This is a genomic window from Gluconobacter albidus (assembly GCF_002005485.1).
Lineage (GTDB): Bacteria > Pseudomonadota > Alphaproteobacteria > Acetobacterales > Acetobacteraceae > Gluconobacter > Gluconobacter albidus.
Genome location: NZ_CP014689.1, coordinates 977,936 through 1,002,628, shown reverse-complemented (window position 1 = coordinate 1,002,628; position 24,693 = coordinate 977,936). Strand labels below are relative to the sequence as shown.

Here is a 24,693-nt window from a genome sequence, read left to right as displayed (position 1 = left end):
TTCAGACACGGAATATCAGGCGTCCGGCAAGTCCTGCATGAACTGCTTCAGATTGCCCCGGATCGCCTTTTCAAACAGCGTCAGGGTCTCGCTTCCGACGTAGTGCTCCACGCCTTCGGAATCGACGCGGGCATTTTCTTCACTGACGCCGAGCGCCAGCAGAAACGCCTCTACGATCCGGTGCCGGTGCCGCGCCCTGTCCGCCATTTCCTGTCCGGAAGGCGTTAGAAATACCCCTCTGTAAGGTTTCTGCGTGACGTAGCCTTCCGTTGCGAGACGGGCGAGCATTTTCGCCACTGTCGGCTGGGACACGCCCAGACGCCCGGCGATATCGACCTGCCGGGCTTCCTGCCCTTCCGACAGCAGATCAGAAATCAGCTCGACATAGTCTTCCACCAGAACGTTGCGCCGCGCCTCGCGATTGGCGCGGAAGCCTTCGGAATGGGTTTCGACATCAGGCAGCGTCTCCTTGGGCGCGGTGTCCTTCAGCCGTTTTTTCCGTTCCATTCCCGTCCTGTGCCTCTATCCAGAAAACATTATTCACGGCGGAATAAAACATTCCGAACCGCTGTGCCAGTCCGGACGATCACGATTTCCAGAGATTCCGTATTTTTCATGAGGCTCATCAATATAGCATATTGAATATAAATTCCGGATGGGATTGAATACAATCCCGATGCCAGACACCAACGCCCCCCGTACGCCCTCCCCAGCCATGCGCCCGAGCCTGCCCGATGTGTTTTCCAGCATCCGCGTTCCGGGAGCGGAAGCGTCGTGGTTCAGCCGTTTCATGGCGTTCGTCGGGCCGGGATTCATGGTCTCGGTCGGCTATATGGACCCGGGAAACTGGGCCACCGACCTTCAGGGCGGCGCGCGGTATGGCTATACGCTGCTCTGCGTCATCATGCTGTCGAACCTCATGGCGATCCTGCTTCAGGCACTCTCCGCCCGCCTCGGGATCGCGACGGGACAGGATCTCGCACAGGCCTGCCGGAGCCATTTTTCCCCGCGCGTGAACATCGTTCTGTGGCTGGCCTGTGAACTTGCCATCATCGCCTGCGATCTGGCGGAAGTCATCGGCACGGCCGTGGCGCTTCAGCTCCTGTTCGGTCTGCCCCTCCTCGGGGGCGCCGTGCTGTCCATTCTGGACGCGCTGATCGTGCTGATGCTGATGAACCGGGGCTTCCGGTATCTGGAGGCGTTCGTGATCGCGCTCTTGGGGATCATTGCCCTGTGCTTCGGGATCCAGCTCGTCGCGGCAGCTCCGCCCGTTCACAGCATTCTGGCTGGTCTGATCCCCGATCCGAACATCGTGACGACGCCGGGGATGCTTTATATCGCCATCGGCATCATCGGTGCCACGGTCATGCCGCATAACCTGTATCTGCATTCCTCGATCGTCCAGACCCGCGCCTACGAACGCACTCCGGCCGGACGGCGGGACGCAATCCGCTGGACCACGTGGGACAGTACGATTGCCCTGACGCTGGCACTGTTCATCAATGCGGCCATCCTGATCGTGGCGGCAGCGGCGTTCCATAATTCCGGCCATCAGGATGTGGCGGAAATCCAGGATGCTTACAGACTGCTCTCCCCGATCCTCGGGCTGGGCATCGCCTCCACGCTGTTTGCGCTGGCACTTCTGGCGGCCGGCACGAACTCCACGATCACCGGCACGCTGGCCGGACAGATCATCATGGAAGGCTTTCTGCACCTTCGCATCCCGCACTGGGCGCGGCGGCTGCTGACCCGCGGGCTGGCGATCATTCCCGTAGCGATCGTCACGCTGATCTATGGCAACCGGGGGGTGGGCGATCTGCTAATGGCCAGTCAGGTCATCCTGTCGCTGCAACTGCCCTTTGCTGTCATACCGCTGGTCATGTTCGTCTCGGACCGGCGCAAGATGGGCGAATTCGTGATCTCGCTGCCCGTCCGTATCCTGTCATGGGGCGTGGCGGGGCTCATTCTGTTGCTGAACTTCAAGCTGCTTTACGACACCCTGGCGGGCTGAGCGTCAGGTCGGGTTGGCGACCCACGGGCTGGCCCGGAACACCGACCACCCCGTATGCTGCACAAGGCGTTCCAGCGCACGGGTTCCCAGAAGGGAATTACCCTGAGCATTCAGCCCCGGCGACCACACCGCGATGGACGCCACACCCGGCGCAATCGCGAGAATACCGCCACCCACGCCGGATTTTCCCGGAAGACCCACACGGATGGCGAACGCCCCCGAACCATCATAATGGCCGCACATCATCATCAGCGCGAGGATCGTCTGGGCATTGCGCTCTGACATGACACGCTCGCCGGTCAGCGGGTTCAGCCCGCCCGTCATGAGATAGGTCCCGACCTGCGCAAGCTGCTGGCAGGTCATGGTGAGGGCGCATTGATGGAAATAGAAATCCAGAGTGTCTTCGACGACGTTACGGATATTGCCGAAGGTCCGCATATAGTTCGCAAGCGCCATGTTGCGAAAGCCGGTTTCGCGTTCCTGCCGCGCGACATCCGTGTCGATGTCGATCGAGGCCGGATCATCCACCAGCGGACGCAGGAAATCCAGCAGGCGCGTGCGGGCATTTTCGCGGCCATAGCGGGACACCAGAATATCGGCGATTACGATGGCGCCCGCATTGATGAACGGATTACGCGGAATGCCGTGCTCGTTTTCAAGCTGGATGATGGAGTTGAACGCGCTGCCCGAAGGCTCCTGACGTACGCGTCCCCACAACTCCTCCCCCATCGCATTGAGCGCCATGCTGAGGCTGAACACCTTGGACACGCTCTGCACCGAGAACGGCACGGCCGCATCCCCGACCGTATGCGCCTCTCCATCCATCCCTACGACGGCCATGCCGAAGCGGTTGAGGTCCACCCGTGCGAGCGGAGGAATGTAATTGGCAACAGCACCCCGTTCGGAGGCCGTCCGCATTTCCTCTGCGATCGAGACGATAATGGACGCAAGTGTGGTCATGGGGCCTCGGTGTGTGGAACGCGATGTGACTGAAAGGACAGGAGTTTCACAGGCTGCCCGACCTTCGGGCAACCCGCACGGGCGTGAAGAGGGATATGCATTCATAGCATGGCTGAAAGAGTCTCCCTTCCCGCCATGCAGATCAGGGGGAAATCACCCGATGCCGCACCACCTGCCCCACGATCACCAGCGCAGGCGATTTCACCCGCGCTTCGGCCGCCTGTTGCGCAATGGTGCTCAGCGTCCCGGTCAGCACACGCTGAGACGGCTGTGTGCCGCGCTCCACGATCGCCACCGGCCAGTCAGCCGGCAGTCCTTTTCCCAGAAGTCCGGCGGCAAGCTGCGGCAGGGTTGAAATCCCCATATAGATCACAACCGTCTGGCGGCGGTCGGCCATGTCGTCCCAGGGCAGATCCAGCACACCGTCGGCTTTCGCATGTCCTGTCACGAACAGGCAGGCCTGCGCACAATCACGATGTGTCAGGGGAATGCCGGAATAGGCCGCGCATCCGTTCGCCGCGGAAATGCCCGGAACCAGCCGAAAGGCGACCCCGGCCTCGACCAGCGCTTCGATTTCCTCTCCGCCACGACCGAAAATGAACGGGTCGCCGCCCTTGAGACGCAGGACGCGTTCGCCCGCCTGTGCGCGGCGGATCATTTCACGGTTGATCTCATCCTGCGGCAGCGCATGCCGGTCCCGCTGTTTGCCAACAAACACGAGTTCTGCGTCCCGGCGAACCATGCCGAGGAGGGCCGGAGACAGGAGATTGTCGTAGAGGACGCAATCCGCATTCTGCATCAGACGCAGCGCCTTGAGGGTCAGCAGATCCGGATCGCCGGGCCCGGCTCCGACCAGCCAGACCTCTCCCGGTTTACGTTCCGCGCCCAGAAGCACGTTTAGCAGTGCATCCGCTCGGATCTCGTCGCCATTCCGGGCGGCTTCCGCGCCGGGGCCATCCAGAAAATCCTCCCAGACGCGCTTGCGGTCCTGCACCTGTGGGTAATGCTCCGAAACCCGTGCCCTGCGGGATTGCATATAAGCGGACAAACGCCCCGTCCCCTCGGGCAGGAGCGCCTCGATCTGTTCACGCAGACGGCGTGCCAGAACCGGAGCGGCGCCCCCTGTGGACACGGCCACTCGCACGCCGCCCCGGCGGACCTGAGCCGGTGTGATGAAGCTCGACGGCTGCGGATCATCTACCGCGCAGACAGGAATGTTCAGCGCATCGGCCAAAGCCGCAACCTGCCGGTTGACCTCGCGGCTATCGGTTGCGGCATAGACCAGCCGACAGCCTGGCAGATACTCCCTCAGGGCCGCCTCATCCGCCCGTCCGCCAACATGGCGCACCGCGCCACTCTCAACCCAGCCCTGCACAACCGGATTGAGGGTCTCGGCCAGAACATCAATCCGCGCGCCATGATCGAGCAGAAGCCGCCCCTTGTTTACGGCGACTTCTCCACCTCCTACCAGCAGAACGCGCGCCCCCGCGAGCCGAAGGGAGACCGGAAACCAGCCACCCTCTGGAAGGGCGTCTGAACTGGAATGAGAAGGCTGGCTGTTCATTGAGGCACGGATTTCCGGATCTGGGGCAGGCAGAGGCTTATGAAGCCGCATTCAGCGACAGCCCGGCCACGACGTCAAATCCGAAAATCATGTCTTCAGGGGCGGGGCACGCATCCGCTGTCAGCACAGGTCCGCAAAGGCAGTTACCAGCCGCCCTGTCCGCCCGGACCGCCGCTTATGCCACCACCGCCCATACCGCCACGACCCTGATTTCCCATGCCTTGGCTTCCCATGCCCTGGCCGCCCATATTCTGACCATACCCCCTGTCACCATGATGATGGTGATGCCGGTCATTGTCCCGACGGCCATCGTAAGGGCCGTCACAGGCTGCAAGCGACAGGGTCAGAGTGGCCCCGAGAACCACAGCAAGAATTTTTTTCATAAGATACTCCATTACGACTGTGTCGATGGCCATCATGCCCGGCGAAATATGGCGTTCTCAAGGACAGCACGGTAACGGAAAATGACAATCCCGGATCGTGGAGGAATATTCCCGCAGACGAAAGAGCAGAAATGTCGTAATTCTTCAGGAGCAGAGAGGCTGTTGACTGGCCTCGCGGACTGCACTGCTTTCAGGGAGCGTGTCTCATGGCTGGATTGATGGTCAAAATCTTCAGATCCCTCCAGCAGGGGCCCGGCTTCATCATCCTGCTCGTGCTGCTGGCCGTTGCTTCCTTTGTGGGGTATGAAATCCTGTACGCGCTTGTCCGATAAGGCGCTCACCACAGACTGGACTTTGCTTCATGACGAAAGGCGATCTTGAAAAGCGCCTCGATTTTCTTCGGGAAGCATCCCGGCTGAAGGATATCCTCAGACGGACCTATACCCATGGTGGGCAGACCGAAAGCACGGCGGAACATACCTGGGCCCTCTGTCTTCTGGTCATGACTTTTGCCGACCAGCTTGAAGGCATCGACCTTCTGAAGCTTCTGAAAATCTGCATCCTTCATGATCTCGGCGAAGCCATTCATGGCGACGTCCCCGCAATATCCGCTCATGCGTCCGCCAATAAAGCGGCGCAGGAGCGCGAAGACCTGCTGACGATCATGGCTCCCCTGCCTGATGACCTTCAGGAGGAGTTTCTTGCACTGTGGGACGAGTATGAAAACGCGGCTTCCCCGGAAGCACGGCTGGCCAAGGCGTTCGACAAGATCGAGACCATCAGCCAGCACAATGCCGGGCTCAACCCGGATGATTTCGACCATACGTTCAATCTGACCTATGGCCGAAAATATACCGATGCGACCGAACTGACGCGCCGGATCCGCGACATTCTGGACGAGGAAACGCGCCGGAACATGATACGAAGCCGGAACATGGTGGCGGGCTGAACCGCCCTTTAGGCTCGACATGCGGAGGCAAATCCGTCAGAAGCGGCTTCAAATGGCCTTCCGCTGTTACGAAATCCTTACGGATTCGTGACATTCTGCATCTGATGTGGACGTTCAGGCCCGCACGACAATGCAGGAGCAGGCAGAAGAGCGCATGCCAGACCATGACCTGAAAATCGGCATTCTTCCGTCTGTGAGCCGCCCGCTGCTCTGTCCGGTTCTCAGGATTGTCTGGGGTATCGGGGGGCTGATGTGCAGCGCCTCCGCATTCGCACAGACCACGCCTGCTTCCACTGCGACACCGCCCGCAGCACAGAGCAGCGGCACAAGCGTTACGACATCCACGACCTCCGTGAACGGAGACGAAAAGATCGTCGTCAAGGGCCACAAACCCGCCGGAGCCGTTCTGGGGGATGCCAAGGCGATCATGCAGATCCAGTCCGATGAGATCCGTTCCTATGGCGTCGATACCGCAGCCGATCTCCTGACGGCCATTGCCCCCGAAACCCGTTCGGGCCGGGGCGCTACCGGGAATACGCCGGTTGTGCTGCTCAACGGCAAGCGCATTTCGGGAATGCAGGAAGTCAACGACCTGCCCTTCGAAGCCATTGCCCGTATCGAGATCTTCACCGAGGAAGAAGCCCTGCGTTACGGCTATCCGGCTGATGAGCGCGTGGTGAACATCATTACCGTGAAGAATTTCCGCGCTGTCCGGATGCGTGCCTATGGCAGCACTTCCACCGATGGTGGGGGAGACGATGGGGTTCTGGGCGCGAGTTTTACGAAACTCTCAGGCGAACAGCGGATCAATCTGAGCGCGCGTTATGAGGCGCAGGCCCGTCTGCTCGACAGTGATCGCGGTGTCACGCCCCCGTCCGCAAGCGGCCTGTATTCCAACGCTGGCAATGTCACGTCCGTCAGTGGCGGCAGCCTCGATCCGACTCTGGATGCGCTGGTCGGACAGAGCGTCACATCCGCAGGCGTACCGTCACTGGCGGCAGGGCAGGTTCCGACGCTTCAGAATTTCACGGCCTATGCCAATGCGCCGCATGTCAGTTCGAACGCCTCGGATTACAGCCTGCAGCCCCGAACGCATGAACTGAGCCTGAACGGCGTCTATGCCGACCAGATCTTCAAGACCGTTTCGGCGTCATTCAATGCCAGCTACACCCACAGCAATTCCGAAAGCCTTCAGGGACCGGCACGTGGCATCCTCACCCTTCCGGCTGACAGCCTTTATTCGCCGTTTTCCCAGGACACGCTGCTCTACCGGAACTACACCACCGTTCCCGCCCTGCAACACACGGCGCATACGGACACCGTTCATGCCGGGTTGAATTTCAACGGCGATGTCGGGGACTGGAAATGGAACAGCACCGGGAGTTTCGACCGCTCCACCACGTCCACCAACAGCCAGACCGGCCTTGACCTGAGCGCCGCCCAGACAGCCCTGACCAGCGGCCTCGGCAGCTTCGATCCGTTCTCTGAAGTGGACCGCAACTGGCTGAACAGCCGTCTGGTCAATCGCGGCCACACTACCGGCACGAGCGGCGAAGTCACGGGCCTGCTGTCGGGCTCGCTCTTTTCCCTGCCCGCAGGTGATGTCTCCACCAGCATCGCGCCGACCGGCACCCTGACGGAACAGAACGCCACCTCGCTCAGTCAGGGCAAGCAGCAACGCACCCATATCAGCCGCGACGTCGGCACGCTTCAGATCGACGGCGATATTCCCATTGCCAATGCGCGCAAGCATGTCCTGTCGTTTCTGGGCAAGCTCGATGCGAACATCAATGGTGCCATCAGCCAGGTGTCCCATTTCGGAACGCTGGGAACGATCGGCGGCGGCGTGACGTGGGAGCCTGCGCCGTGGGTCCAGTTCCCGTTCTCCGTCACCGACCGCACCGAGGCCCCCGGCGCCACCGACCTTATTGCCCCCCAGATCGAGACGCCCAACGTCACGACCTATGATTACGTCACCGGACGGTCGGTTCAGGTGACGACGATTTCAGGCGGCAACCGAAATCTTCAGGCCGCAGACCGGCATGAAATCAGTATCGGGACGATCATTTCCCCGAGCTTTCTCGACGGCGCCCGTCTGCATGTGAACTACGTTCGGGACCGGAACCACAACCCGGTCATGAGCCTGCCCACCGCGACCGCCGCCATCGAAGACGCTTTCCCGGACCGTTACCAGCGCAATTCGGACGGAATTCTCGACGTTGTCGATATCCGTCCGGTCAATGCGCTGATGGAGAAGCGCAATGAGTGGAACGCGACATTCTCGTTTTCCAGACCGCTTGGAAAAAAGCCGGAAGGAAAAGGCGGGAAACATGCTGCGGGAGGACGGTATTATATTGTTCTGACGCAGGTCTGGCGCCTCAAGGACACCGTGCAGCTCCGCGGGGGGCTACCTCCCATCGACCTGCTCAATGGCGGGACAATCGGCGGAACAGGGGGCCAGCCACGGCATGAAGTCGAGCTTCAGGGTGGTGTCTTCAAAAACGGGTTCGGCTTCCGCCTCGTGACCAAATGGCAGTCCGCAACGTCAACGCTCGCCAGCACCCATGCCAGCAGCCTGTTCTTCAGCGATCTGGCCACGGTGGATACGACAGCCTTTGCCGATCTGGGGGAAATTCCGCGCTGGCAGAAGCGCAGCTGGGCCAGGAATTTCCGGGTCATGGTGTCGGTCAGCAACCTTTTCAACAGCCGCATCCGCGCCCGCAACGGCCTTGGCGTGACACCGGCGGGCTATGAACCCGCTTTTCTGGACCCGCTGGGCCGGACTGTCTCCATCTCGATCCGCAAATCGGTCTGAGACAGGTCAGCCCGCCGGCACGTAAACACGATGAAAGCGGCTTCCGAGCGCGGTCAGGACTTCGTATCCGATCGTCCCTGCGGACCGTGCCAGCGCATCCACATCCTGCTGCGGGCCGAGAACGGAAAGCACATCTCCCGCTTTCAGGTCGGCAGGCGCTTCGGTCATATCCACGGAAATGCTGTCCATTGAGACACGCCCGATAACCGGGAGCCGCGTTCGGCCATACCAGACACTTGCCTGACCGGCCTGAGCACGGAAAAACCCGTCTGCATATCCAAGGCCGAGCGTGGCAATCCGCGTGGCTTTCGGGGCCGTCCAGCTCAGGCCATATCCCACCCGGTCTCCGGCCTGTATCGTCCGGATCTGTGCAATCCGTGCATCGAGCGAAACGACTGACGCGAGAACACGACGTCCTTCGGAAGGCGCAATTCCATAAAGGGCCGCGCCGGGCCGGATCAGTTCAAAATGATAGTCCGGACCAAGAAAAATTCCCGATGATGCCGCCAGAGAGCGGGGAACACCGGGAAAAGCCGCTGCCATCGTCACAAAACGCTGTCGCTGCATCTCGTTGGCCGAGCTGTCAGGCATATCCGCACAGGCCAGATGGCTCATGACGAGTTGCAGGTTCAGCCCGTTGAAGAGGGCGCGTTCCGCCAGATCCTCAATACTCAGACCGAAGCGCGACATCCCGCTATCGAACTGGAGCGCCGCCGGAAAAGCCTGCCCCGCCTGCTCGCAGAACCGTTTCCAGCTCCGTACCTGATCGAGACTGTTCAGAACGGGGATGAGGCCGTGAGCCGCCATACTGCCCTCACAACCCGGCATGAAGCCATGCAGCACGAAAATCCGTGCCTGGGGCAGTACAGCCCGTAGCGCAATGCCTTCATCAAGATGCGCGACAAAGAATGTTCCGGCACCCCGCTCGGCCAGGGCCTGCGCAACCTGCGCCGCTCCCAGTCCATAGGCATCCGCCTTGACCACCGCGGCACATTCAGCCCCCGCGCCTAGCCTGGCAACGAGACCGTAATTATTGGCAATGGCTTTCAGGCTTACGGTCAGCCATGCCCCCGCCCTGGCGGATGCGTCGTCCTGAGAAAATATGTGCATGGGGCCGTCCGCAAGGATGTAATGCCCCTTTATGGCACTCCCGTCGCACGAAGCAACGTTCTCGCCCCTCTTTTCAGAACGGAGATTCTGCGCAACAAGACGCTCTTGTCCGTATACGAACGCAATTTTCCGTCACAAAAAGTGAGTTCAGATTTCCGGGGAAACGCCTATTTCTGTTCCAGACCGGCGTTAACGACAAGACTGTCACGAAAGTTTCCATAAATTGATGTCAGACGACTCATCGTCTTCCCAGGCAGCGAGACCCGGCGGTATCCAGCGTGTCATGAGCAATCTGGGCGTCCTTCTGGGGGGGCGCGCCGTGAACGCTCCGTTGAGCCTTCTTCACATCTGGCTTGCGACCCATCTGCTGGGCAGCTACGGCTTCGGGCTCGTTGCGATGATGTATGCCTTCGCGCGGACGATGGGTGATATCGTTGACTTCCAGTCCTGGCAGACCGTTCTGCATTACGGTCTGAAACCCCTGACGCAGGGGGACCGTAGCAGTTTCCAGAAAATCGTCTCCTTCAGCCTTCTTCTGGACACTTCGGGAGGACTTCTGGGCTTTGGTGGCGGCGTTCTCATCAGTCTTCTGGCCATGAAATTTCTGGGATGGCCACCCCAGATCCATATCATCGGCGTCGTCTACTGCGTTTCCATTCTCTTTATGGCGTCCGCGACCGCGACCGGCCTGCTGCGGGTGTTCGACCGCTACGATCTGCTGGCCGTTCAGGGAACCGTCGCCACCATCGTCCGGGTCATCGGAACGGCCTCGATGGCTCTGGGCTGGGCTTCGGTGACAGCACTCGCCAGCGTCTGGGTTGCCGCCGAAGCCGCCGCCTGGGGCACGATCTTCTTCATGGCGGCCCGGGAAATGTATCGCCGCGACCTGATTCGCGGACTTTTTCAGGAAATGCGCGGCATTATCCTCGAACTCCTGAGCGGACAGTTTTTTCGCACCTATCCCGGGATCTGGCGTTTTGCGCTGAACACGAACCTCAACTCCACGCTTGCCCTTGCCTTCGGACATATCGGCACGCTCGTGGTCGGCGCATTCGTTGGTCCGACCAGCGCAGGTTATTACCGGATTGCAAGCCAGATCGCCGCGGGAATCGCAAAACCCGCCACGCTGATCCAGACGACCGTTTATCCGGAAATGGCCCGGCTATGGCGTGATCGGGCCATGAACCGCCTGTATCGCATGACGGGACAGATCGCCCTGATGGCCGGGGGGATCGGGACGGCCCTGCTCCTGCTGACACTGTTCGCAGGACGCCCGCTGCTTCAGCTTTACATCGGACACACCGGAGCAACGGAAGCCCTTCCCGTCACGCTGTGGCTGCTCGCCGCCGAAGTCGTGACTGTCTGGGGCCTGCCACTGGAACCGCTTCTGTTTACGACAAATCGCTCTGGCGCCGCGATCGGCGCACGCATTCTCGAATGCCTGTTCTTTCTCCCGGCACTCGTCATGATGGTCCGCCAGTACGGGCTGAGTGGCGTGGGGCCGGCGACGTTCTGCGGCGTGACATTACTGATCACGATTCAACTGGTCCTCGTGATCCGCGCGGCCCGCAGCCCCGATGGGCTTGCAGCATGAAGGTGGCCTTCCCCCTCATCGGCCAGCGCCACCAGACCCTGCACGCCCTGCCCGTTGCTCTGGAGATTTCTGCGCGCCATCCAGACGTGGCGGTCCATGTGTCCTGCCTGACCGTCAGCCATCTCGAACTGGCCCGCTCCCTCGCAACCCTCTATCCTGAGGCGCGCGTCCAGTTCGATCTGCTGCCCATCTCCCAGAAACTCCGCCGTCGCATCGAAAAGCATGGCCTGCGGGTGGTGGACCGGCTGATCGGCCTGTTCGCATCCCGGCATTATTTCCGGGGGTTCGATGCCATCATCGTGCCGGAAGCAACATCCCTGCAACTTCGCCGTATGGGAGTACGACGTCCGAAGATGATCTGGACGGGACATGGGGCCGGAGATCGGGCCATCGGATTTGCCAGCCATCTTGGCAAATTCGATTTCCTTCTGGTCCCCGGACGCAAGGTAGAACAGCGCATGCTGGAAAAAGGGATCATCCGTCCCGGCGCCTATCATCGCGGCACCTATGCCAAGTTTGATCTCGTGCGGCGCATGGATGCAAAGCGGCCGAAGCTTTTTAATAACAACCGGCCCACAGTCCTGTATAATCCGCATTTCGTACGCCGTCTGTCTTCCTGGCCCGGAATAGGACATCAGATTCTGAAGTTCTTTGCCGGACAGGACCGCTATAACCTTGTTTTCGCGCCTCATTTCCGTCTTTTCGACAACCGTCGCGAGGAAGGCGAGGCATTGCAGCGTCAGTATGGGCATCTCCCGCACATGCTGATCGACCCCGGAAGCCACCGGAGCATCGACATGACCTATACGATGGGGGCAGACCTCTATCTGGGGGATGTCAGCAGTCAGGTGGCCGAATTCATGATCCGCCCACGTCCTTGTCTGTTTCTCAATGCCCACCACGTAAAATGGCACGGAGACCCGGATTATCAGTTCTGGACGCTGGGGCCGGTGACAGAAAATGTGTTGGATCTGGGCGACAAGATCGAGAATGCCTTCGAAACGCATCCTCGTTTTCTTGAGGCTCAGCGCCAATATGTATTAGAGACATTCGAAACACTGGGTGATGAACCCACTGCTCCCGCTGCGGCGGACGCAATCGTCGATTTTCTGAAAAGGGCTGCCTGATGTCAGGTGATCCAAACGGAGCTAGTCCAGGTTTGACCGAGGCCAACCAGAACCCAACCGCCAATCCCGTCCCGACGCCCAGCCGATCCGGTCTGGAACGACGTTACGGAGATTTCCCCAGCTTTGCAGCCGCACTCGACTACGCGGCGCAGGGTGAGAGCGGATTCAACATCTATTCCGGCCGGGGGCAGCTTCTCGAAGCTCTGCCTTACCGTGTGCTTCGCGACCAGGCGCGCTCCATGGCCTGTCGTCTGCTGGGTCTTGGCCTCACGCCCGGCGACCGTGTTGCGATCGTTGCGGAAAGCGACGGCGATTTCGCCCGGATTTTCTTTGGCTGCCAGTATGCCGGCCTCGTTCCGGCGCCACTTCCCCTCCCTGTCGCCTTTGGCGGCAAGGACGGCTATGTGGCGACCCTGCGTGGCATGATCCAGAGCGCTGCGGCCCGTGCCGTCGTGGTGCCCGATGTGATCGGAAGCTGGACCGGCGACATCGTGGAGGGGCTGGATCTGGTGTTCGGCGGCTCTCCTGCCGATCTTAACCGACATGCCGAGGCCCGCGTCGAACTGCCGGAAATCTCTCCGACGGCCCTGTCCTATCTCCAGTTCTCCTCGGGGAGCACGCGCTTTCCGATGGGTGTTTCGGTCACGCAGGCGGCCGGAATGGCCAACGCCCGCGCCATTGCCCGGGACGGCCTTCACGTTCATCCGGCCGAAGACCCGCGTGATGACCGCTGCGTCTCGTGGCTGCCGCTCTATCACGACATGGGTCTTGTCGGCTTCTTCCTGACGCCCCTGACCTGCCAGCTTTCCGTGGACCTGCTGCCGACCCGTGAGTTCGCCCGCCGTCCACATGTCTGGCTGGACCTGATCTCGCGCAATCGCGGGACGATCGCCTACAGCCCGTCTTTTGGCTACGAACTCTGCTCCCGCCGCAGCGGTCAGGCCGATCTGGACCTGTCGTGCTGGCGCATCGCCGGCATCGGCGGCGACATGATCCGCCATCATATCCTTGAGGGCTTTGCAGAGCGTTTTGCGTCCAACGGGTTTCGGGCCAGCGCTTTTGTTGCAAGTTACGGCATGGCGGAAGCGACCCTCGCCATCAGCTTCGCACCGCTCGACACCGGCATCCAGACCGATACCATTGATCTGCGCCGTCTCGAGAAGGATGGCATTGCCGAGCCTTCCAACGACCCGTCCCACCCGCTGCGGACGTTTGTACTGTGTGGTGCAGCTCTGCCCGATCACCAGATCGAGGTCCGGAATGCAGCAGGCCATGATCTGGCGGACCGCCAGGTCGGAACCGTCTATGTCCGTGGACCAAGCCTGATGTGCGGTTATTTCCGCCGCCCTGACGAGACCGGAGAAGTTCTCGATGCAGATGGCTGGCTGAATACCGGCGACCTTGGCTATCACCTCAACGGTCAGATCGTCGTGACAGGACGCGCCAAGGACCTGATCATCATCAATGGCCGCAATATCTGGCCGCAGGATCTGGAATGGTCCGCCGAAAGCGAAATTCCGACCCTGCGTTCGCGTGACGTGGCCGTGTTCTCAGTGGATGGCGAGGAAGGCGAAAAAATCGTAGCCCTCGTCCAGTGTCGCGCGAGCGAGGATGCGAGCCGCAACCAGCTTCGTGACGAGGTTACGAGTCTGTTCCGTCGGCAGCACGGGGTGGATGTCGACGTCATCCTCGTTCCGCCCCGTACGCTGCCCCAGACATCCTCCGGCAAGCTGACCCGTGCCAGGGCCAAGACCATGCTGCTCTCCGGGCAGTTTGACCAGCAGCCCGAAACCACGTCTTCGGCCGCCTGAATCCTGTCCGTTCCCGATTGCCAGACTGCCTAAAAAGACAGAGGGCTGGCGAATGGGACGGGTTTGGAGCATAAGGCTTGCCCAAGATTGCACAGACATCGAGAGTTGAAGTCCATGACTGACAGCGTCACCGACATTTCCGCAATGATCATTGAGAAACTGCTTGCCAACCCGAAAGTTCCCCGGGACATTGATGGCAACAGCAAGATTGTCGAAGATCTTGCCTTTGACAGCCTGGCCGTCATGAATTTCGTTATGGAAATCGAAGACGAAATCGACGTCTCCGTCCCTCTCGACAAACTGGCTGATATCCGCACCATCAATGATCTGGCCGGCTGCCTGCATGCGCTGAAAGTCGCCCAGGCGTGATCGATATTTTCGCCAAACATGCGGGACTGCGGGAAGCTTATGGCGCCCTGACGGCGACGTCACCGCGCAATCCGTTCGAAGTCGTGATCGAGCGGCCGGTTTCCGCCAGCGTCGGCATCATCGAAGGCCGCGAAACGCTCCTGTTCGGGACCAACAACTATCTTGGTCTCAGCCAGTCGAAAAAAGCCATCGAAGCCGCCGTGGAAACGGCGGAGACGATGGGCGTCGGCACGACGGGCTCGCGCATCGCAAACGGCACTTTTGGACTACATCGCAAGCTGGAAGCCCGCCTGGCCGAATTCTTCTGTCGCAAGCACTGCATGGTGTTCTCCACCGGATATCAGGCCAATCTCGGCACGATTTCGGCGCTTGTGAACAAGGACGACATCCTGCTGCTCGATGCGGACAGCCATGCCAGCATCTATGACGGCGCAAAACTGTCGGGCGCACAGGTCATCCGCTTCCGCCACAACGACCCGATCGATCTGGAGAAGCGTCTGGCGCGCCTGAAGGATCATCCGGGCGCGAAGCTGATCGTCGCCGAGGGCATCTATTCCATGACGGGCAATGTCGCCCCGCTGGATAAATTCGTCGACATCAAGACGCGCCACGGCGCCTATCTGATGGCTGACGAAGCCCATTCGTTCGGCGTCATGGGCGCGAATGGCCGTGGCGTTGCGGAAGTTCAAGGCTGCGAGGACGGAATCGACTTCGTGGTCGGCACCTTCTCCAAGTCGCTTGGCACCGTCGGCGGCTACTGCGTCACAAACCACGATGGCGTGGACCTGATGCGTCTGTGCTCACGGCCTTACATGTTCACGGCGTCTCTTCCCCCCGAGATCATTGCCGCCACCATGGCAGCACTCGAGGACATGCACGAGCGTCCGGAACTGCGGACGAAGCTGCAGGACAATGCGGCGCGTCTGCATGCCGGGCTTCAGAAAGCCGGCCTCAAGACCGGCGAGCATGTTTCGCCAGTCGTCGCAGTGACGCTCGAAACCGTGGATCAGGCCGTCGCCTTCTGGAACGCGCTGCTGGAAAACGGCGTCTATGTGAACCTCTCACTGCCGCCGGCAACGCCTGACAACCGGCCCCTGCTGCGCTGTTCGGTCATGGCCGCCCATTCGCCTGAGGAAATCGACCGCGCGGTTGTTGTCTTCGGCGAAGTCGCCAGACATTTCGGGCTGTAATCCATAAAAAAGGGGGATCCAACGGATCCCCCTTTTTTATGTTTTTGAACGGTCCAACAGTTTTCGCGCACGCCACAAAAGCCGTGGCAGCATCACAAGCGGATGTCGGCTTTCAAAGGGCGACAACTGCATGTCGAAACCGGTATGGCGCTGTATTTTCCATGCTAGATAAGACGCGCCGTTTTCAAAGGTGAAAGCTGCTTTCAGCAGTCTGGCGACGTTCCGCGGACGACCGGATGTCTGTACCAGCGCCCAGCGGCGGGCGGCTTTTCGGCGCAGGGCCACACTCAGAACAGGCTCAAGGGCATCGCCATGAGCGGAGAACTGAAGCCCTCCCCTTGCCCATCCCAGCGGCAGCAGGGCCGCATAACGCGCCTCCTGTCCTTCCAGAATGCTGTTGCCGCGCCCTTTTTTCTCAACCCGAAGTTCGGACGCATACGTATGGGCGAACAGGGTTTTCCAGAACTCCAGCGCCGTCATGGAAGGCGCCCCCAACAGGGCAGCCCAGCATGACGCCGTCGTCACACATCCCGCAATCAGGGTGAGAAGACTGTCCGCACTTTCCGGTCCGCGCACCCAGACCAGCCGGACCGGCTGACAGAAACGGGCCCAGATCGTCGTGTCCAAGGCTCCAAGACTGGTGCGGGCAGCAAACTGCTCACGGGAGAGCACTGCGATCTTTGCACGCAGAACGCGGTCCTGATACCGGAATTCCGAATACCGCACATTGGGCGGCAGCACGAGGTTTCCGGTCCGGGCGATCAGGCCGCCTGAAAATCCTTCTGCATTTTCGGTGACAATATAGAAGTCAAGGATGCCATCCGGATCGGCCTTGCGCAGAAGCGAGCCGTAAAACAGCACGCCAAGAGGCAGTTCGGGGCAGGCACGGGCTAAAGCATCAGCGAAGGCGCTGACACCCGGATCGACAGGAGTGGTCAGTTCAGCGATCAGGCGCCGTTCGAGCGCATCAGGCATGAAGGAACCGGAAGCTGGGCGCACGCTCCAGTCTCAATACGCCATCCGGCGCGGCACTGAAAACCTCTCCGTCGAGTACGAAATCGCTTTCCGTCACCAGGGTCATATCGTCAGTACGACCACTGACATAATCGGGGTGACGACGCAGCCAGCGTGGCGCGCGACCGCACAAAAGCGCCCATGTGGCCCGCAAAAGACTGTCAGGCTGTGCGCCGACATCCAGATACCGAAGCCCCTCCACATTGGGTTCGGCATCCCAGAACGGCCAGATCCCGCGTGACAGGCACGACAGCCCCGTCACCAGAAACATGAAGCTCTGCCCGTCATAGACATGTCCGCCTGTTTCGATCCGCAGCGGATCTCCCCGGAGCCAGGCTTCGCGGCTTTTTCGGAACATGAGACTGACGAACGTGGTCAGAAGGGTGATCCCTACGGCCAGATCATGCGGTGCAAAACGCAGCACCGTTGGCGAATGGGCGATGCGGACGGCCCGCGCAAATCCGGCACATCCCCCGAAAAGCCCAAGTACGGGCATGCGGTCGGTTCCGGGCCAGGAAAGGCGAACGGGCGTGCGGATGCTGGAGCGCAGAGCGCCTGCCTTCAGGCGGCGGATTGCGTCCATGCCACGCAGACCAAACCCCACGTCGCTGGCAATCAGATTCGTGTTACCAGACGCCAGAACCACGATATCTGGCAGGCGGTCTGCGGGATAAGCGCGCGCAATAGCGGTCAGAGCTGTGCTGACCGTCCCGTCTCCGCCATCAATAATGATGGTGTCGATCCCCCGCTCGCAAAGCTGGCGGACATGGTCAGTGGTCCCTTCCCGGCTGTCGGAGGGAACGAAATCCTTCCCCAGAAGGGCTTGGGCCTCGACAGCAAAACTGGAACCGTTCCGGCGGTTTTTCCGGCTACGGGCATTATGGATCAAGGCTATGCGCACTGGGGAGGCAATCTTCATATGGCGTTCGGCTATGCGGGCGGGTCTAGCACGGCTATGATGGAACTGCCAGAACGGCACATTCCGGCAGTCCCGGGCGCCGGTTCATGGCGTGGATACTGACAAGGCCTCTTTCTGATCATGACCCCTGACCTGCCCGCAGATCCCCTCGCATCGCGGCACACGTCCCCTGTCACAACGCCTCATGTCACATTGGCCCATATTTCAGACCCGCATTTGCCCCCGCCGGCCGTTCACTGGCGCGCTGCGCTCAACAAGCGCGCCCTGAGCCTCCTGTCCTGGAAGAAACACCGCCAGTACGTCCATCTTGCGCAGACCTGCGCGGCCCTAGTGAAGGATATCGGACACACCGGCGTGGATACGATCCTCGTGAGCGGGGATCTGACCAATTTCGGGACGCCGGACGAATTTGCCGAGGCCGCCCGCTGGCTGGAAGCGCTGCCCGCTCCGGCCCTCGTGATCCCCGGCAATCATGACTGCATGGTCCGGCAACCAGCTTCCGCGGGGCTGAGCCAGTGGGAACACTGGTCCGCGCGGCAATATCCGTATGTGCGCATCCAGAACGGCATTGCGATTGTCGGTGTCAATTCCGGCATACCCACAGCGCCCTTCATGGCGTATGGCCGCGTCGGCCGCAGGCAGCGGGAGCGCCTCGAAGCCCTGCTGGAGCACCTTGGACAGGAGGGACTGTGCCGGGTCGTGATGATCCACCATCCGCCGAAGCGCGGCCTCGTCCCCTGGCGCAAATCCCTGCTGGACCATCGTGAGGTTGCCGCCCTCCTGCGGCGGACCGGAGCGGAGATCGTCCTGCATGGTCATTCCCATGATGCGACGCTGACCCATATCGCCGGAACGGACATTCCCCTGCTGGGCGTGGCCTCGGCCTCCCTTACGGATGAACGCCCTCACCGGCAGGCCTGCTGGAATCATCTGACAATCCACCCATATGAAGGGGGCTGGCACATTGATCTGGCCCGTCACCGGCTGGATGGTTCGGTCAGCGAACGGTCCTCTTGGAAACGGTCCAGGCAAGAACGCTCCGGGCGGAAACAGGCAGGAAGGACAGACACGTGAAACAGCGGGCCCATATTCTGGACCGCTATCTGTTGACACAGATGGCGCCGCCGTTTGCGATCGCGCTTCTGGCGATGCTGGTCGCCCTGCTTCTCGAGCGCCTGCTGTCGCTTTTCGATTATCTCGCCTCTGCAGGCAGTTCACTTGCGACCTGCATTGCGCTTCTGACCGATCTGCTGCCTCATTATTTTGGCATCGCCCTGCCTGCGGCGCTGTGCATCGCAGTGTTCCTCACCGTTCGCGGCATGAGCGACAACAACGAAATCGACGCCCTGCAGGCCGGTCGCGTCTCGCTCATGCGGATCAGCCGTCCCTTCATGATCGTCGGCCTGCTTATTGGGGCGGCAAGCGTGTTCCTGTACGGCTATATCCAGCCCGTTGCCCGGTATGACTATCGCGCGGGCTTCTATTTCGCGGAACATACCGGCTGGGCGCCCCATCTTCAGGCCGGAATGTTCGCCTCCACCTCCAGCAAGGCCGTTATGACCGCGGACAGTGTCAGCCATGCGGGCACCCGACTCAGACGGGTCTTTATCCGCGAAGTCAGTGCCAGTGGCGTCGCCCACATCATCACGGCACAGACCGGCGCGCTGACCATTTCGGAAAAGACGCGTAGCACGCGCCTCGACCTGTGGAACGGAGAAATCGTGGACGATCCGTTTCAGGCCACCCATCCCCACAAGCCGACGGTCACGCATTTCGAGCATGTTGTCCGCGTCATCGACCGGCCAGACAAGGAAACCGCTTTCCGATCACGCGGAGCGGACGAACGTGAACTAACCCTGCTCGAACTGGCCCATGATCTGCGCTACGGCCTGCCGGGTATCGAATACCGTACGCTCCGGGCTGAAATGGACTTCCGCATGGCCCGCGCCATCGCCATTCCCTTCATTCCTCCACTGGCGGTCGCGCTGGCCATCAGCGCACGACGGCGCAAATCCGTCTGGGGTCTGATCGCAGTTGCCGTCATCCTGATCGGGTTTGACCAGACCCTGATGTTCGGTCACAGCCTCGCCTCAACGGGCCGTCTGCCGATCTGGCTGGCAATCTGGGTGCCTGAAGCACTGTTCTGTCTGGGCTGTCTCGCGGCCCTGCTGCGTCGGTCCCGCGGTTCCTGGCGCCGTCGCCTGCTGAAACGGGCTGTAGCATGAGCGACTCCCAGCCTTCCATGCCGCGCTTTGTGCTGATTAGGGCGCTCAACAGGGCCCTGCTGGGCCGGTTCGTGCTGTGCGGTGTCGTGCTCGTCTCCCTGCTGGAAATCCTGGCCCTTATGGAGAAGACGACGCCGATCCTGAACCGGCATCTCGGTATCCGCGGAATCCTGACATTCGCCTTTCTGCATCTGCCGGCACTGAGTATCGACATCCTGCCTTTGGCCTTCATGGTCGGCGCGCTCTTTCTCCTCACACAGATGACGCTGTCGAGCGAAATCTCGGCCCTGCGTGCGGCCGGACTGTCGACAGCCGCGCTGTATCGGCTGCTGCTGCCCGCCGTCCTGATTGTCGGTCTCTGCGGAACCTGCGCCCAGTACTGGCTGGTCCCCGCCTGTGAAAATGCCCTCACCACATGGTGGAACAGGACAGACCCTCTGGCCGGGCAGGACGGACAGCCTGAAGACGACATTTTGTGGTTTCGCGCAGGGCCAACGCTGGTGCGGATCGGACAGATCGCCCAGGGCGGATATTTCCTGCGGGATGTGACGATCTATCACCGTGATGCCACAGGACTACTGACCGGAACCGAACATACGAATACCCTGACCTACACACAGGGCCGGTGGCACCCGGATGGGGCCCAGGATCTTTCCCTTTCCGAAGACAAGTCGTTCGTGAATGTCACAAGAGGCGACAGCACCTTCATCATTCCCGCCACCCCGTCCACCATCATGACGCTGTCCCAGAACGGGGCTTTCGTCACCCCGGGTCAGATCAGCGCCATTCTGCACAGGGGCGCCCCTGCAAGTCTGCCACGGGCCACATACCGTATGGCCCTCTTTGGTGGCATGATTTTACCGCTTGAAATTGCAGTAATGCTTCTATTGACGCTGCCGGTGATCTATATCCCTCCTCGGGCAGGACTTCGAAATCCGCTTCCGGTGTATGTTCTTGGCGCCGGAATGGGCTTCGTCATCCTGCAGGGAATGATTTCCGCACTTGGAAACGCAGGCACGCTGCCAGCACCGCTGGCTGTCAGCGTCGGGCCGCTGCTTGGCGCCCTTCTGGGTTTGACCTGGATCCTGCGGATGGAGGAACGATGAGCACTTTCACTGCACCGTGGCGTAACATGTCCGCCATCCGGACTGGCCGCAGCTTTGATCTGGGGAAGATGAACCTCTCCCAGCTCTGGTTCGCCTATCTGACCTATCCGACAATCCTGCTCTATTTCGCCCTGATCGCGGGCGCTGCCTGGGCGGCCATACATTTCTCGACCAGTCTGTGGATGACGCTCATCCCCGTCCCCGTCGTGATCGTGGTCTACCCGCTGGCCTGGTATGCGATCCACCGTTTCATCCTTCACGGACGCTGGCTCTATCGCAACCACTGGACCGCCTCCCTGTGGAAGCGCATCCATTTCGACCATCATCAGGACCCGCATCTTCTGGACGTTCTGTTCGGCTCCCCGCTGAACACAGTGCCGACGATGGCCATCATCACGATGCCGATCGGTGGTCTGATCGCAGGGTGGAGCGGTGCGTTCTGCGCTCTTTCGACCGCGCTGATCATGACCTGCATCTATGAATTCTTCCACTGCATCCAGCATCTGGCCTACAAGCCGCGCTGGAAATGGGTAGCGGACATCAAGCAGCTGCACGTCCTGCATCATTTCCACGACGAAGACGGCAATTACGGCATCACGAACTATGTGCCTGACCGTCTGTTCAGCAGCTTCTACCGTGAAGCGCGCGACCGCCCCCGCAGCAAGCATGTGTTCAATCTCGGCTACGACATTGAAGAAGCACACCGCTATCCGTGGGTCATGGACCTGACCGGCTCGCCGCCGAAAGATCGCCCGGACGGGGCCCGTCCGGCCGCATCCCGCACGACACCAGACCGTAACCGCGCGGCATGAGCCTTCCGGTTCTGGTCCTCGCCGGCTCCCGGGACGGCGAGAATGATGTTCTCGCAAAACTCGGGCAGGTCTCCCACAAGGCGCTTCTTCCCGTCGCAGGTCAGCCCATGCTGGCCCGCGTGCTCGCCACCATCGCCCGCACACCCGGCCTCGGCCCTGTTACGATCAGCATCGAAAACCCGGATTGCATCAGGGACCTCGCAGGCAATGCCAGGGTCCTGCGCTCCGCCTCCTCCCCCAGCGAAAGCGTGGCCGAAGCCATCGCGCAGATCGGCACGCCCTGTCTGGTGACGACGGCCGATCACGCGCTTCTGCGCCCGGAATGGATCCAGGAGTTCCTCGCCAAGGCACAGGGCTGCGATCTGGCGGCTGGTGTCGCACTCCGCGCGACGGTTGAGCGCGACGTTCCCGGCACGAAACGCACCTACATCCACCTGTCGGACATGAGTTTTTCAGGTTGCAACCTGTTCCTGATCGGCACCCCTAAAGGCAGGAACGTCATCGAACTGTGGAAGCGCCTTCAGCAGAACCGCAAGCGCCCGCTCCGGATGGCTCTGACGCTGGGCCTCGGCACGCTGCTGCGCGCCGTGACGCGCACGCTCAACTCCGCAGCCCTGTGCCGTCGCATCCAGACACTCACCGGAGCCAATGTCCGGCTGGTGACATTGTCGGACGGCCGTGCAGCGGTCGATGTGGACAAACCCTCAGACCTGACGCTGGCTGAACAGATTCTGGCCCAGACGACCCCATGAAAATCGCCTACATCATCAATTCGCTCGAATGTGGCGGCGCACAGCTTCCCATTCCGGATATCGTATCCGTGCTGAAAGCACGCGGCGGAGAGGTGACCGTCTTCGCGCTGGCCCGCAAGGACGGCCTCGCGATTCCGTTGCTCGAAGCCGCAGGCATTCCCGTCCGCGTCCGTGAAGGTACGACGCGCGACCATATTGCAGCCTATCGCTGGCTGCGCGACGAGATGGAAGCGTTTCAGCCTGACCTGATCTGGACGTCGCTGAGCCGCGCCACGCTTCTGGGACAACTCGTCGCCCTGCGCCGCAAGACTCCGACGGTCCACTGGCAGCATTGCGGACGCCTCAAGAAGGCGAATGCGTTTCTTCTCCGGCTGTGCCGTCCCTACACCACGCTCTGGGTCGCAGACTCCCAGTCTGTCATCACGTTCGCTGCAAAAGAGCTCGGCCTCAGCGATAATTTCGTGGCCTGGCCCATTTTCCGCGCTGATCCGGATGCGCCCATCGCAACACCGTGGAAAGAGGGCGAAATCGTACGCGTCGGCTCACTGGGAAGACTGAATCCGGTCAAGGCCTATGACATCCTCTGCGAGGCTGTGGCCCTGTTGAAGGATCACCCCGACCTGCCACCGTTTCGTCTTCAGATTGCAGGCGACGGCCCTCTGCATGGCGCGCTTCAGGCCCGTATCACGGCCGGCAATCTGCCGATCGACCTTCCGGGCTATACGTCAAAGCCTCTGGATTTCCTGAAAACCCTGCACCTCTACGTCCAGTCGTCGCACTGGGAAGGGATGTGTGTCGCAGGGCATGAAGCCATGACCTGCGGACTGCCGGTTGTCGCAACTCCTGCCGGGGAGCTGCCATCAAGCATTCTCGACAGAGAGACGGGACGCATCGTTCCATTCGACAATGCCCCGGCCCTCGCAGCCGCTCTGGCGGACCTGATCGGCAGACCCGCCGATCTGGCAGCAATGGGCGAACGCTCCCGCAAGCGGGTTCTGGAACGCTTCGGCCCGGATGCTTTCACCCGCAACGGCAACGCCGTACTGGACCGCATTCCGGGCTTTTAGGCATATCCTTCAGGCGCCGAAAATCCGGTGCTTCATATTCAGAAGATCCCGTTTCGGGCCAAGTCCGATTTTCTTGACGTCGATCAGCGTCACCTGCCCGGCTGCGGAGAGCGTGTGCATGCCGTCCGGAAAGCGTCGGCGCAGGGTGGCTGGGATGGAAACCGTAAGCCCGGGCGTGACTTTCGGCAGTTCACGCTCTAGCCCCTCAATTTCCAGCAGCCGAATGCCCCGCCCATAGGTGCCCTGACAGTCCTGCGTCGGCAGGATGATCTTTCTATCCACCACGACTGGCGTCCCCGCCGGACGTGCTCCCGCACGGTCGTTCAGGAAAAGTCCGAGGTTTTTCCAAGGCCCCGTCAGCGTATCGGCTACGGAAATGTTCAGCAGACTCTGACGTTCGACCTTGCTGCCCGCAGGAGTCCAGAACATCCACCAGCGACCGGCATAATGAAGAGGGGTCGCGTCGATCGCAGCTTCGGGGAAATCGAACGCTTCGACCCGCTCCCATTCCCGCGGGAACGACTTCGTACGATAGAGCGAGAGACGCCCGGAAGCGCTTGCTTCGGGCAACATAAAAACCTCGCCCTCATGCTCGAACACGAATGGGTAAGACAGGTGCCAGGGCTCTTCCAGAACGCTCTCGCGCGACAGCATCCGCCCCGTACCGTCATAGATCAGAACGTCGATCGTGCCTTTCGGATGCCGATAATCGAAGGCTTCGGCAAAGACATGCAGCTTTCCATCCCGCCACAGGCCGAAAGGGTCCGCCAGAAAACGATGGTCTCCGATGTCCGGCAGGGTCGTGATGGGAAAACCGTTCAGGCTGGCCGCTTCGACAAGCTCCGCCAGAGGCGCATGAACGATGGCGCATCGCCAGTGATCCGTCCGCAGAAATGGCATGAGGCACTCCTTCCG

Annotated in this window: 23 protein-coding genes; 15 read left to right on the top strand and 8 right to left on the bottom strand. The window is 60.9% G+C overall.

All coding sequences use genetic code 11. The annotated features are described in order from the left end of the window. Positions 1–15: 15 nt before the first annotated feature. Positions 16–507: a manganese-binding transcriptional regulator MntR gene (gene mntR / locus A0U94_RS04475; protein WP_062028357.1), complete on the bottom strand. Its 492-nt coding sequence runs from the start codon at positions 505–507 to the stop codon at positions 16–18. 169 nt (positions 508–676) lie between these two features. Here mntR and A0U94_RS04470 point away from each other — a divergent pair, with 169 nt between their 5' ends. Then, complete coding sequence (locus A0U94_RS04470; RefSeq protein WP_149026659.1) at positions 677–2,011, top strand: Nramp family divalent metal transporter; 1,335 nt, start codon at positions 677–679, stop codon at positions 2,009–2,011. Between the two features lie 3 nt (positions 2,012–2,014). Here A0U94_RS04470 and A0U94_RS04465 read toward each other — a convergent pair whose 3' ends face one another. From A0U94_RS04465 to A0U94_RS15645, 3 genes are all read right to left on the bottom strand, one after another. Next, complete coding sequence (locus tag A0U94_RS04465) at positions 2,015–2,971, bottom strand: glutaminase (RefSeq protein WP_062110304.1); 957 nt, start codon at positions 2,969–2,971, stop codon at positions 2,015–2,017. Positions 2,972–3,113: 142 nt separating this feature from the next. Beyond that, a complete protein-coding gene (cysG, locus tag A0U94_RS04460) occupies positions 3,114–4,535 on the bottom strand; it encodes a siroheme synthase CysG (protein ID WP_077802567.1) in 1,422 nt (473 codons plus the stop codon). Positions 4,536–4,678: 143 nt separating this feature from the next. Next, complete coding sequence (locus tag A0U94_RS15645; RefSeq protein ID WP_149026658.1) at positions 4,679–4,918, bottom strand: hypothetical protein; 240 nt, start codon at positions 4,916–4,918, stop codon at positions 4,679–4,681. Positions 4,919–5,124: 206 nt separating this feature from the next. On the opposite strand from A0U94_RS15645, the gene A0U94_RS16235 reads away from it, so the two are divergent. From A0U94_RS16235 to A0U94_RS04445, 3 genes are all read left to right on the top strand, one after another. Further along, a complete protein-coding gene (locus A0U94_RS16235) occupies positions 5,125–5,250 on the top strand; it encodes a hypothetical protein (protein ID WP_255308594.1) in 126 nt (41 codons plus the stop codon). A gap of 29 nt (positions 5,251–5,279) precedes the next feature. Beyond that, a complete protein-coding gene (locus tag A0U94_RS04450) occupies positions 5,280–5,867 on the top strand; it encodes an HD domain-containing protein (protein WP_062110310.1) in 588 nt (195 codons plus the stop codon). 154 nt (positions 5,868–6,021) lie between these two features. Then, positions 6,022–8,682, top strand: a complete 2,661-nt coding sequence (locus A0U94_RS04445) for a TonB-dependent receptor (RefSeq protein WP_077803838.1) — start codon at positions 6,022–6,024, stop codon at positions 8,680–8,682. Positions 8,683–8,688: 6 nt separating this feature from the next. Here A0U94_RS04445 and alr read toward each other — a convergent pair whose 3' ends face one another. After that, positions 8,689–9,792 carry an alanine racemase gene (gene alr, locus A0U94_RS04440; protein WP_077802565.1) on the bottom strand — a complete coding sequence of 368 codons (1,104 nt, stop codon included), beginning with the start codon at positions 9,790–9,792 and terminating at the stop codon, positions 8,689–8,691. Between the two features lie 226 nt (positions 9,793–10,018). Between alr and A0U94_RS04435 the strand changes: the two genes are divergently transcribed. The 5 genes from A0U94_RS04435 to spt all read left to right on the top strand — a co-directional run bounded on the left by A0U94_RS04435 (position 10,019) and on the right by spt (position 15,883). After that, positions 10,019–11,386: a lipopolysaccharide biosynthesis protein gene (locus tag A0U94_RS04435; protein WP_077802564.1), complete on the top strand. Its 1,368-nt coding sequence runs from the start codon at positions 10,019–10,021 to the stop codon at positions 11,384–11,386. Further along, positions 11,383–12,513 (top strand): hypothetical protein, encoded by a 1,131-nt coding sequence (locus tag A0U94_RS04430; RefSeq protein ID WP_077802563.1) that lies wholly within the window; start codon positions 11,383–11,385, stop codon positions 12,511–12,513. Before A0U94_RS04435 ends, A0U94_RS04430 begins: the two co-directional genes overlap by 4 nt. After that, positions 12,513–14,324 carry a fatty acyl-AMP ligase gene (locus A0U94_RS04425; RefSeq protein ID WP_174694410.1) on the top strand — a complete coding sequence of 604 codons (1,812 nt, stop codon included), beginning with the start codon at positions 12,513–12,515 and terminating at the stop codon, positions 14,322–14,324. Before A0U94_RS04430 ends, A0U94_RS04425 begins: the two co-directional genes overlap by 1 nt. 114 nt (positions 14,325–14,438) lie before the next feature. Next, complete coding sequence (locus tag A0U94_RS04420) at positions 14,439–14,693, top strand: acyl carrier protein (protein ID WP_062027581.1); 255 nt, start codon at positions 14,439–14,441, stop codon at positions 14,691–14,693. Then, complete coding sequence (gene spt / locus A0U94_RS04415) at positions 14,690–15,883, top strand: serine palmitoyltransferase (RefSeq protein WP_077802562.1); 1,194 nt, start codon at positions 14,690–14,692, stop codon at positions 15,881–15,883. The genes A0U94_RS04420 and spt overlap by 4 nt, the downstream gene beginning before the upstream one ends. 36 nt (positions 15,884–15,919) lie before the next feature. Here the strand turns inward: spt and A0U94_RS04410 are convergent, their stop codons facing one another. Together A0U94_RS04410 and A0U94_RS04405 are read right to left on the bottom strand one after the other, a co-directional pair. Next, positions 15,920–16,858 (bottom strand): hypothetical protein, encoded by a 939-nt coding sequence (locus A0U94_RS04410; RefSeq protein ID WP_077802561.1) that lies wholly within the window; start codon positions 16,856–16,858, stop codon positions 15,920–15,922. Further along, on the bottom strand, positions 16,851–17,816 hold the full coding sequence (locus A0U94_RS04405; protein ID WP_244178064.1) for a diacylglycerol/lipid kinase family protein: 966 nt from the start codon (positions 17,814–17,816) through the stop codon (positions 16,851–16,853). Before A0U94_RS04405 ends, A0U94_RS04410 begins: the two co-directional genes overlap by 8 nt. Before the next feature lie 120 nt (positions 17,817–17,936). Here A0U94_RS04405 and A0U94_RS04400 point away from each other — a divergent pair, with 120 nt between their 5' ends. Genes A0U94_RS04400 through A0U94_RS04375 form a run of 6 tightly spaced genes read left to right on the top strand, consistent with a single transcriptional unit; the run spans position 17,937 to position 23,778 of the window. Next, positions 17,937–18,890: a metallophosphoesterase family protein gene (locus tag A0U94_RS04400; RefSeq protein ID WP_077802560.1), complete on the top strand. Its 954-nt coding sequence runs from the start codon at positions 17,937–17,939 to the stop codon at positions 18,888–18,890. Beyond that, positions 18,887–20,041 carry an LptF/LptG family permease gene (locus A0U94_RS04395; protein WP_077802559.1) on the top strand — a complete coding sequence of 385 codons (1,155 nt, stop codon included), beginning with the start codon at positions 18,887–18,889 and terminating at the stop codon, positions 20,039–20,041. The genes A0U94_RS04400 and A0U94_RS04395 overlap by 4 nt, the downstream gene beginning before the upstream one ends. Further along, a complete protein-coding gene (locus A0U94_RS04390) occupies positions 20,038–21,147 on the top strand; it encodes an LptF/LptG family permease (RefSeq protein WP_077802558.1) in 1,110 nt (369 codons plus the stop codon). Before A0U94_RS04395 ends, A0U94_RS04390 begins: the two co-directional genes overlap by 4 nt. Continuing rightward, positions 21,144–21,959, top strand: a complete 816-nt coding sequence (locus tag A0U94_RS04385) for a sterol desaturase family protein (protein ID WP_077802557.1) — start codon at positions 21,144–21,146, stop codon at positions 21,957–21,959. Before A0U94_RS04390 ends, A0U94_RS04385 begins: the two co-directional genes overlap by 4 nt. Next, positions 21,956–22,711, top strand: a complete 756-nt coding sequence (locus tag A0U94_RS04380; protein WP_077802556.1) for a nucleotidyltransferase family protein — start codon at positions 21,956–21,958, stop codon at positions 22,709–22,711. The genes A0U94_RS04385 and A0U94_RS04380 overlap by 4 nt, the downstream gene beginning before the upstream one ends. Further along, on the top strand, positions 22,708–23,778 hold the full coding sequence (locus A0U94_RS04375; protein WP_077802555.1) for a glycosyltransferase: 1,071 nt from the start codon (positions 22,708–22,710) through the stop codon (positions 23,776–23,778). The genes A0U94_RS04380 and A0U94_RS04375 overlap by 4 nt, the downstream gene beginning before the upstream one ends. Before the next feature lie 9 nt (positions 23,779–23,787). On the opposite strand, the gene A0U94_RS04370 is transcribed toward A0U94_RS04375, so the two are convergent. Then, positions 23,788–24,678, bottom strand: a complete 891-nt coding sequence (locus A0U94_RS04370) for a glucosamine inositolphosphorylceramide transferase family protein (RefSeq protein WP_077802554.1) — start codon at positions 24,676–24,678, stop codon at positions 23,788–23,790. Between the last annotated feature and the right edge of the window lie 15 nt (positions 24,679–24,693).

What these genes read in the sequence shown, in the direction of transcription:
- mntR (WP_062028357.1), bottom strand. Translation starts at nt 507, where the DNA reads ATGGAACGGAAAAAACGGCTGAAGGACACCGCGCCCAAGGAGACGCTG.
- A0U94_RS04470 (WP_149026659.1), top strand. Translation starts at nt 677, where the DNA reads ATGCCAGACACCAACGCCCCCCGTACGCCCTCCCCAGCCATGCGCCCG.
- A0U94_RS04465 (WP_062110304.1), bottom strand. Translation starts at nt 2,971, where the DNA reads ATGACCACACTTGCGTCCATTATCGTCTCGATCGCAGAGGAAATGCGG.
- cysG (WP_077802567.1), bottom strand. Translation starts at nt 4,535, where the DNA reads ATGAACAGCCAGCCTTCTCATTCCAGTTCAGACGCCCTTCCAGAGGGT.
- A0U94_RS15645 (WP_149026658.1), bottom strand. Translation starts at nt 4,918, where the DNA reads ATGAAAAAAATTCTTGCTGTGGTTCTCGGGGCCACTCTGACCCTGTCG.
- A0U94_RS16235 (WP_255308594.1), top strand. Translation starts at nt 5,125, where the DNA reads ATGGCTGGATTGATGGTCAAAATCTTCAGATCCCTCCAGCAGGGGCCC.
- A0U94_RS04450 (WP_062110310.1), top strand. Translation starts at nt 5,280, where the DNA reads ATGACGAAAGGCGATCTTGAAAAGCGCCTCGATTTTCTTCGGGAAGCA.
- A0U94_RS04445 (WP_077803838.1), top strand. Translation starts at nt 6,022, where the DNA reads ATGCCAGACCATGACCTGAAAATCGGCATTCTTCCGTCTGTGAGCCGC.
- alr (WP_077802565.1), bottom strand. Translation starts at nt 9,792, where the DNA reads ATGCACATATTTTCTCAGGACGACGCATCCGCCAGGGCGGGGGCATGG.
- A0U94_RS04435 (WP_077802564.1), top strand. Translation starts at nt 10,019, where the DNA reads ATGTCAGACGACTCATCGTCTTCCCAGGCAGCGAGACCCGGCGGTATC.
- A0U94_RS04430 (WP_077802563.1), top strand. Translation starts at nt 11,383, where the DNA reads ATGAAGGTGGCCTTCCCCCTCATCGGCCAGCGCCACCAGACCCTGCAC.
- A0U94_RS04425 (WP_174694410.1), top strand. Translation starts at nt 12,513, where the DNA reads ATGTCAGGTGATCCAAACGGAGCTAGTCCAGGTTTGACCGAGGCCAAC.
- A0U94_RS04420 (WP_062027581.1), top strand. Translation starts at nt 14,439, where the DNA reads ATGACTGACAGCGTCACCGACATTTCCGCAATGATCATTGAGAAACTG.
- A0U94_RS04410 (WP_077802561.1), bottom strand. Translation starts at nt 16,858, where the DNA reads ATGCCTGATGCGCTCGAACGGCGCCTGATCGCTGAACTGACCACTCCT.
- A0U94_RS04405 (WP_244178064.1), bottom strand. Translation starts at nt 17,816, where the DNA reads ATGAAGATTGCCTCCCCAGTGCGCATAGCCTTGATCCATAATGCCCGT.
- A0U94_RS04400 (WP_077802560.1), top strand. Translation starts at nt 17,937, where the DNA reads ATGACCCCTGACCTGCCCGCAGATCCCCTCGCATCGCGGCACACGTCC.
- A0U94_RS04390 (WP_077802558.1), top strand. Translation starts at nt 20,038, where the DNA reads ATGAGCGACTCCCAGCCTTCCATGCCGCGCTTTGTGCTGATTAGGGCG.
- A0U94_RS04385 (WP_077802557.1), top strand. Translation starts at nt 21,144, where the DNA reads ATGAGCACTTTCACTGCACCGTGGCGTAACATGTCCGCCATCCGGACT.
- A0U94_RS04380 (WP_077802556.1), top strand. Translation starts at nt 21,956, where the DNA reads ATGAGCCTTCCGGTTCTGGTCCTCGCCGGCTCCCGGGACGGCGAGAAT.
- A0U94_RS04375 (WP_077802555.1), top strand. Translation starts at nt 22,708, where the DNA reads ATGAAAATCGCCTACATCATCAATTCGCTCGAATGTGGCGGCGCACAG.
- A0U94_RS04370 (WP_077802554.1), bottom strand. Translation starts at nt 24,678, where the DNA reads ATGCCATTTCTGCGGACGGATCACTGGCGATGCGCCATCGTTCATGCG.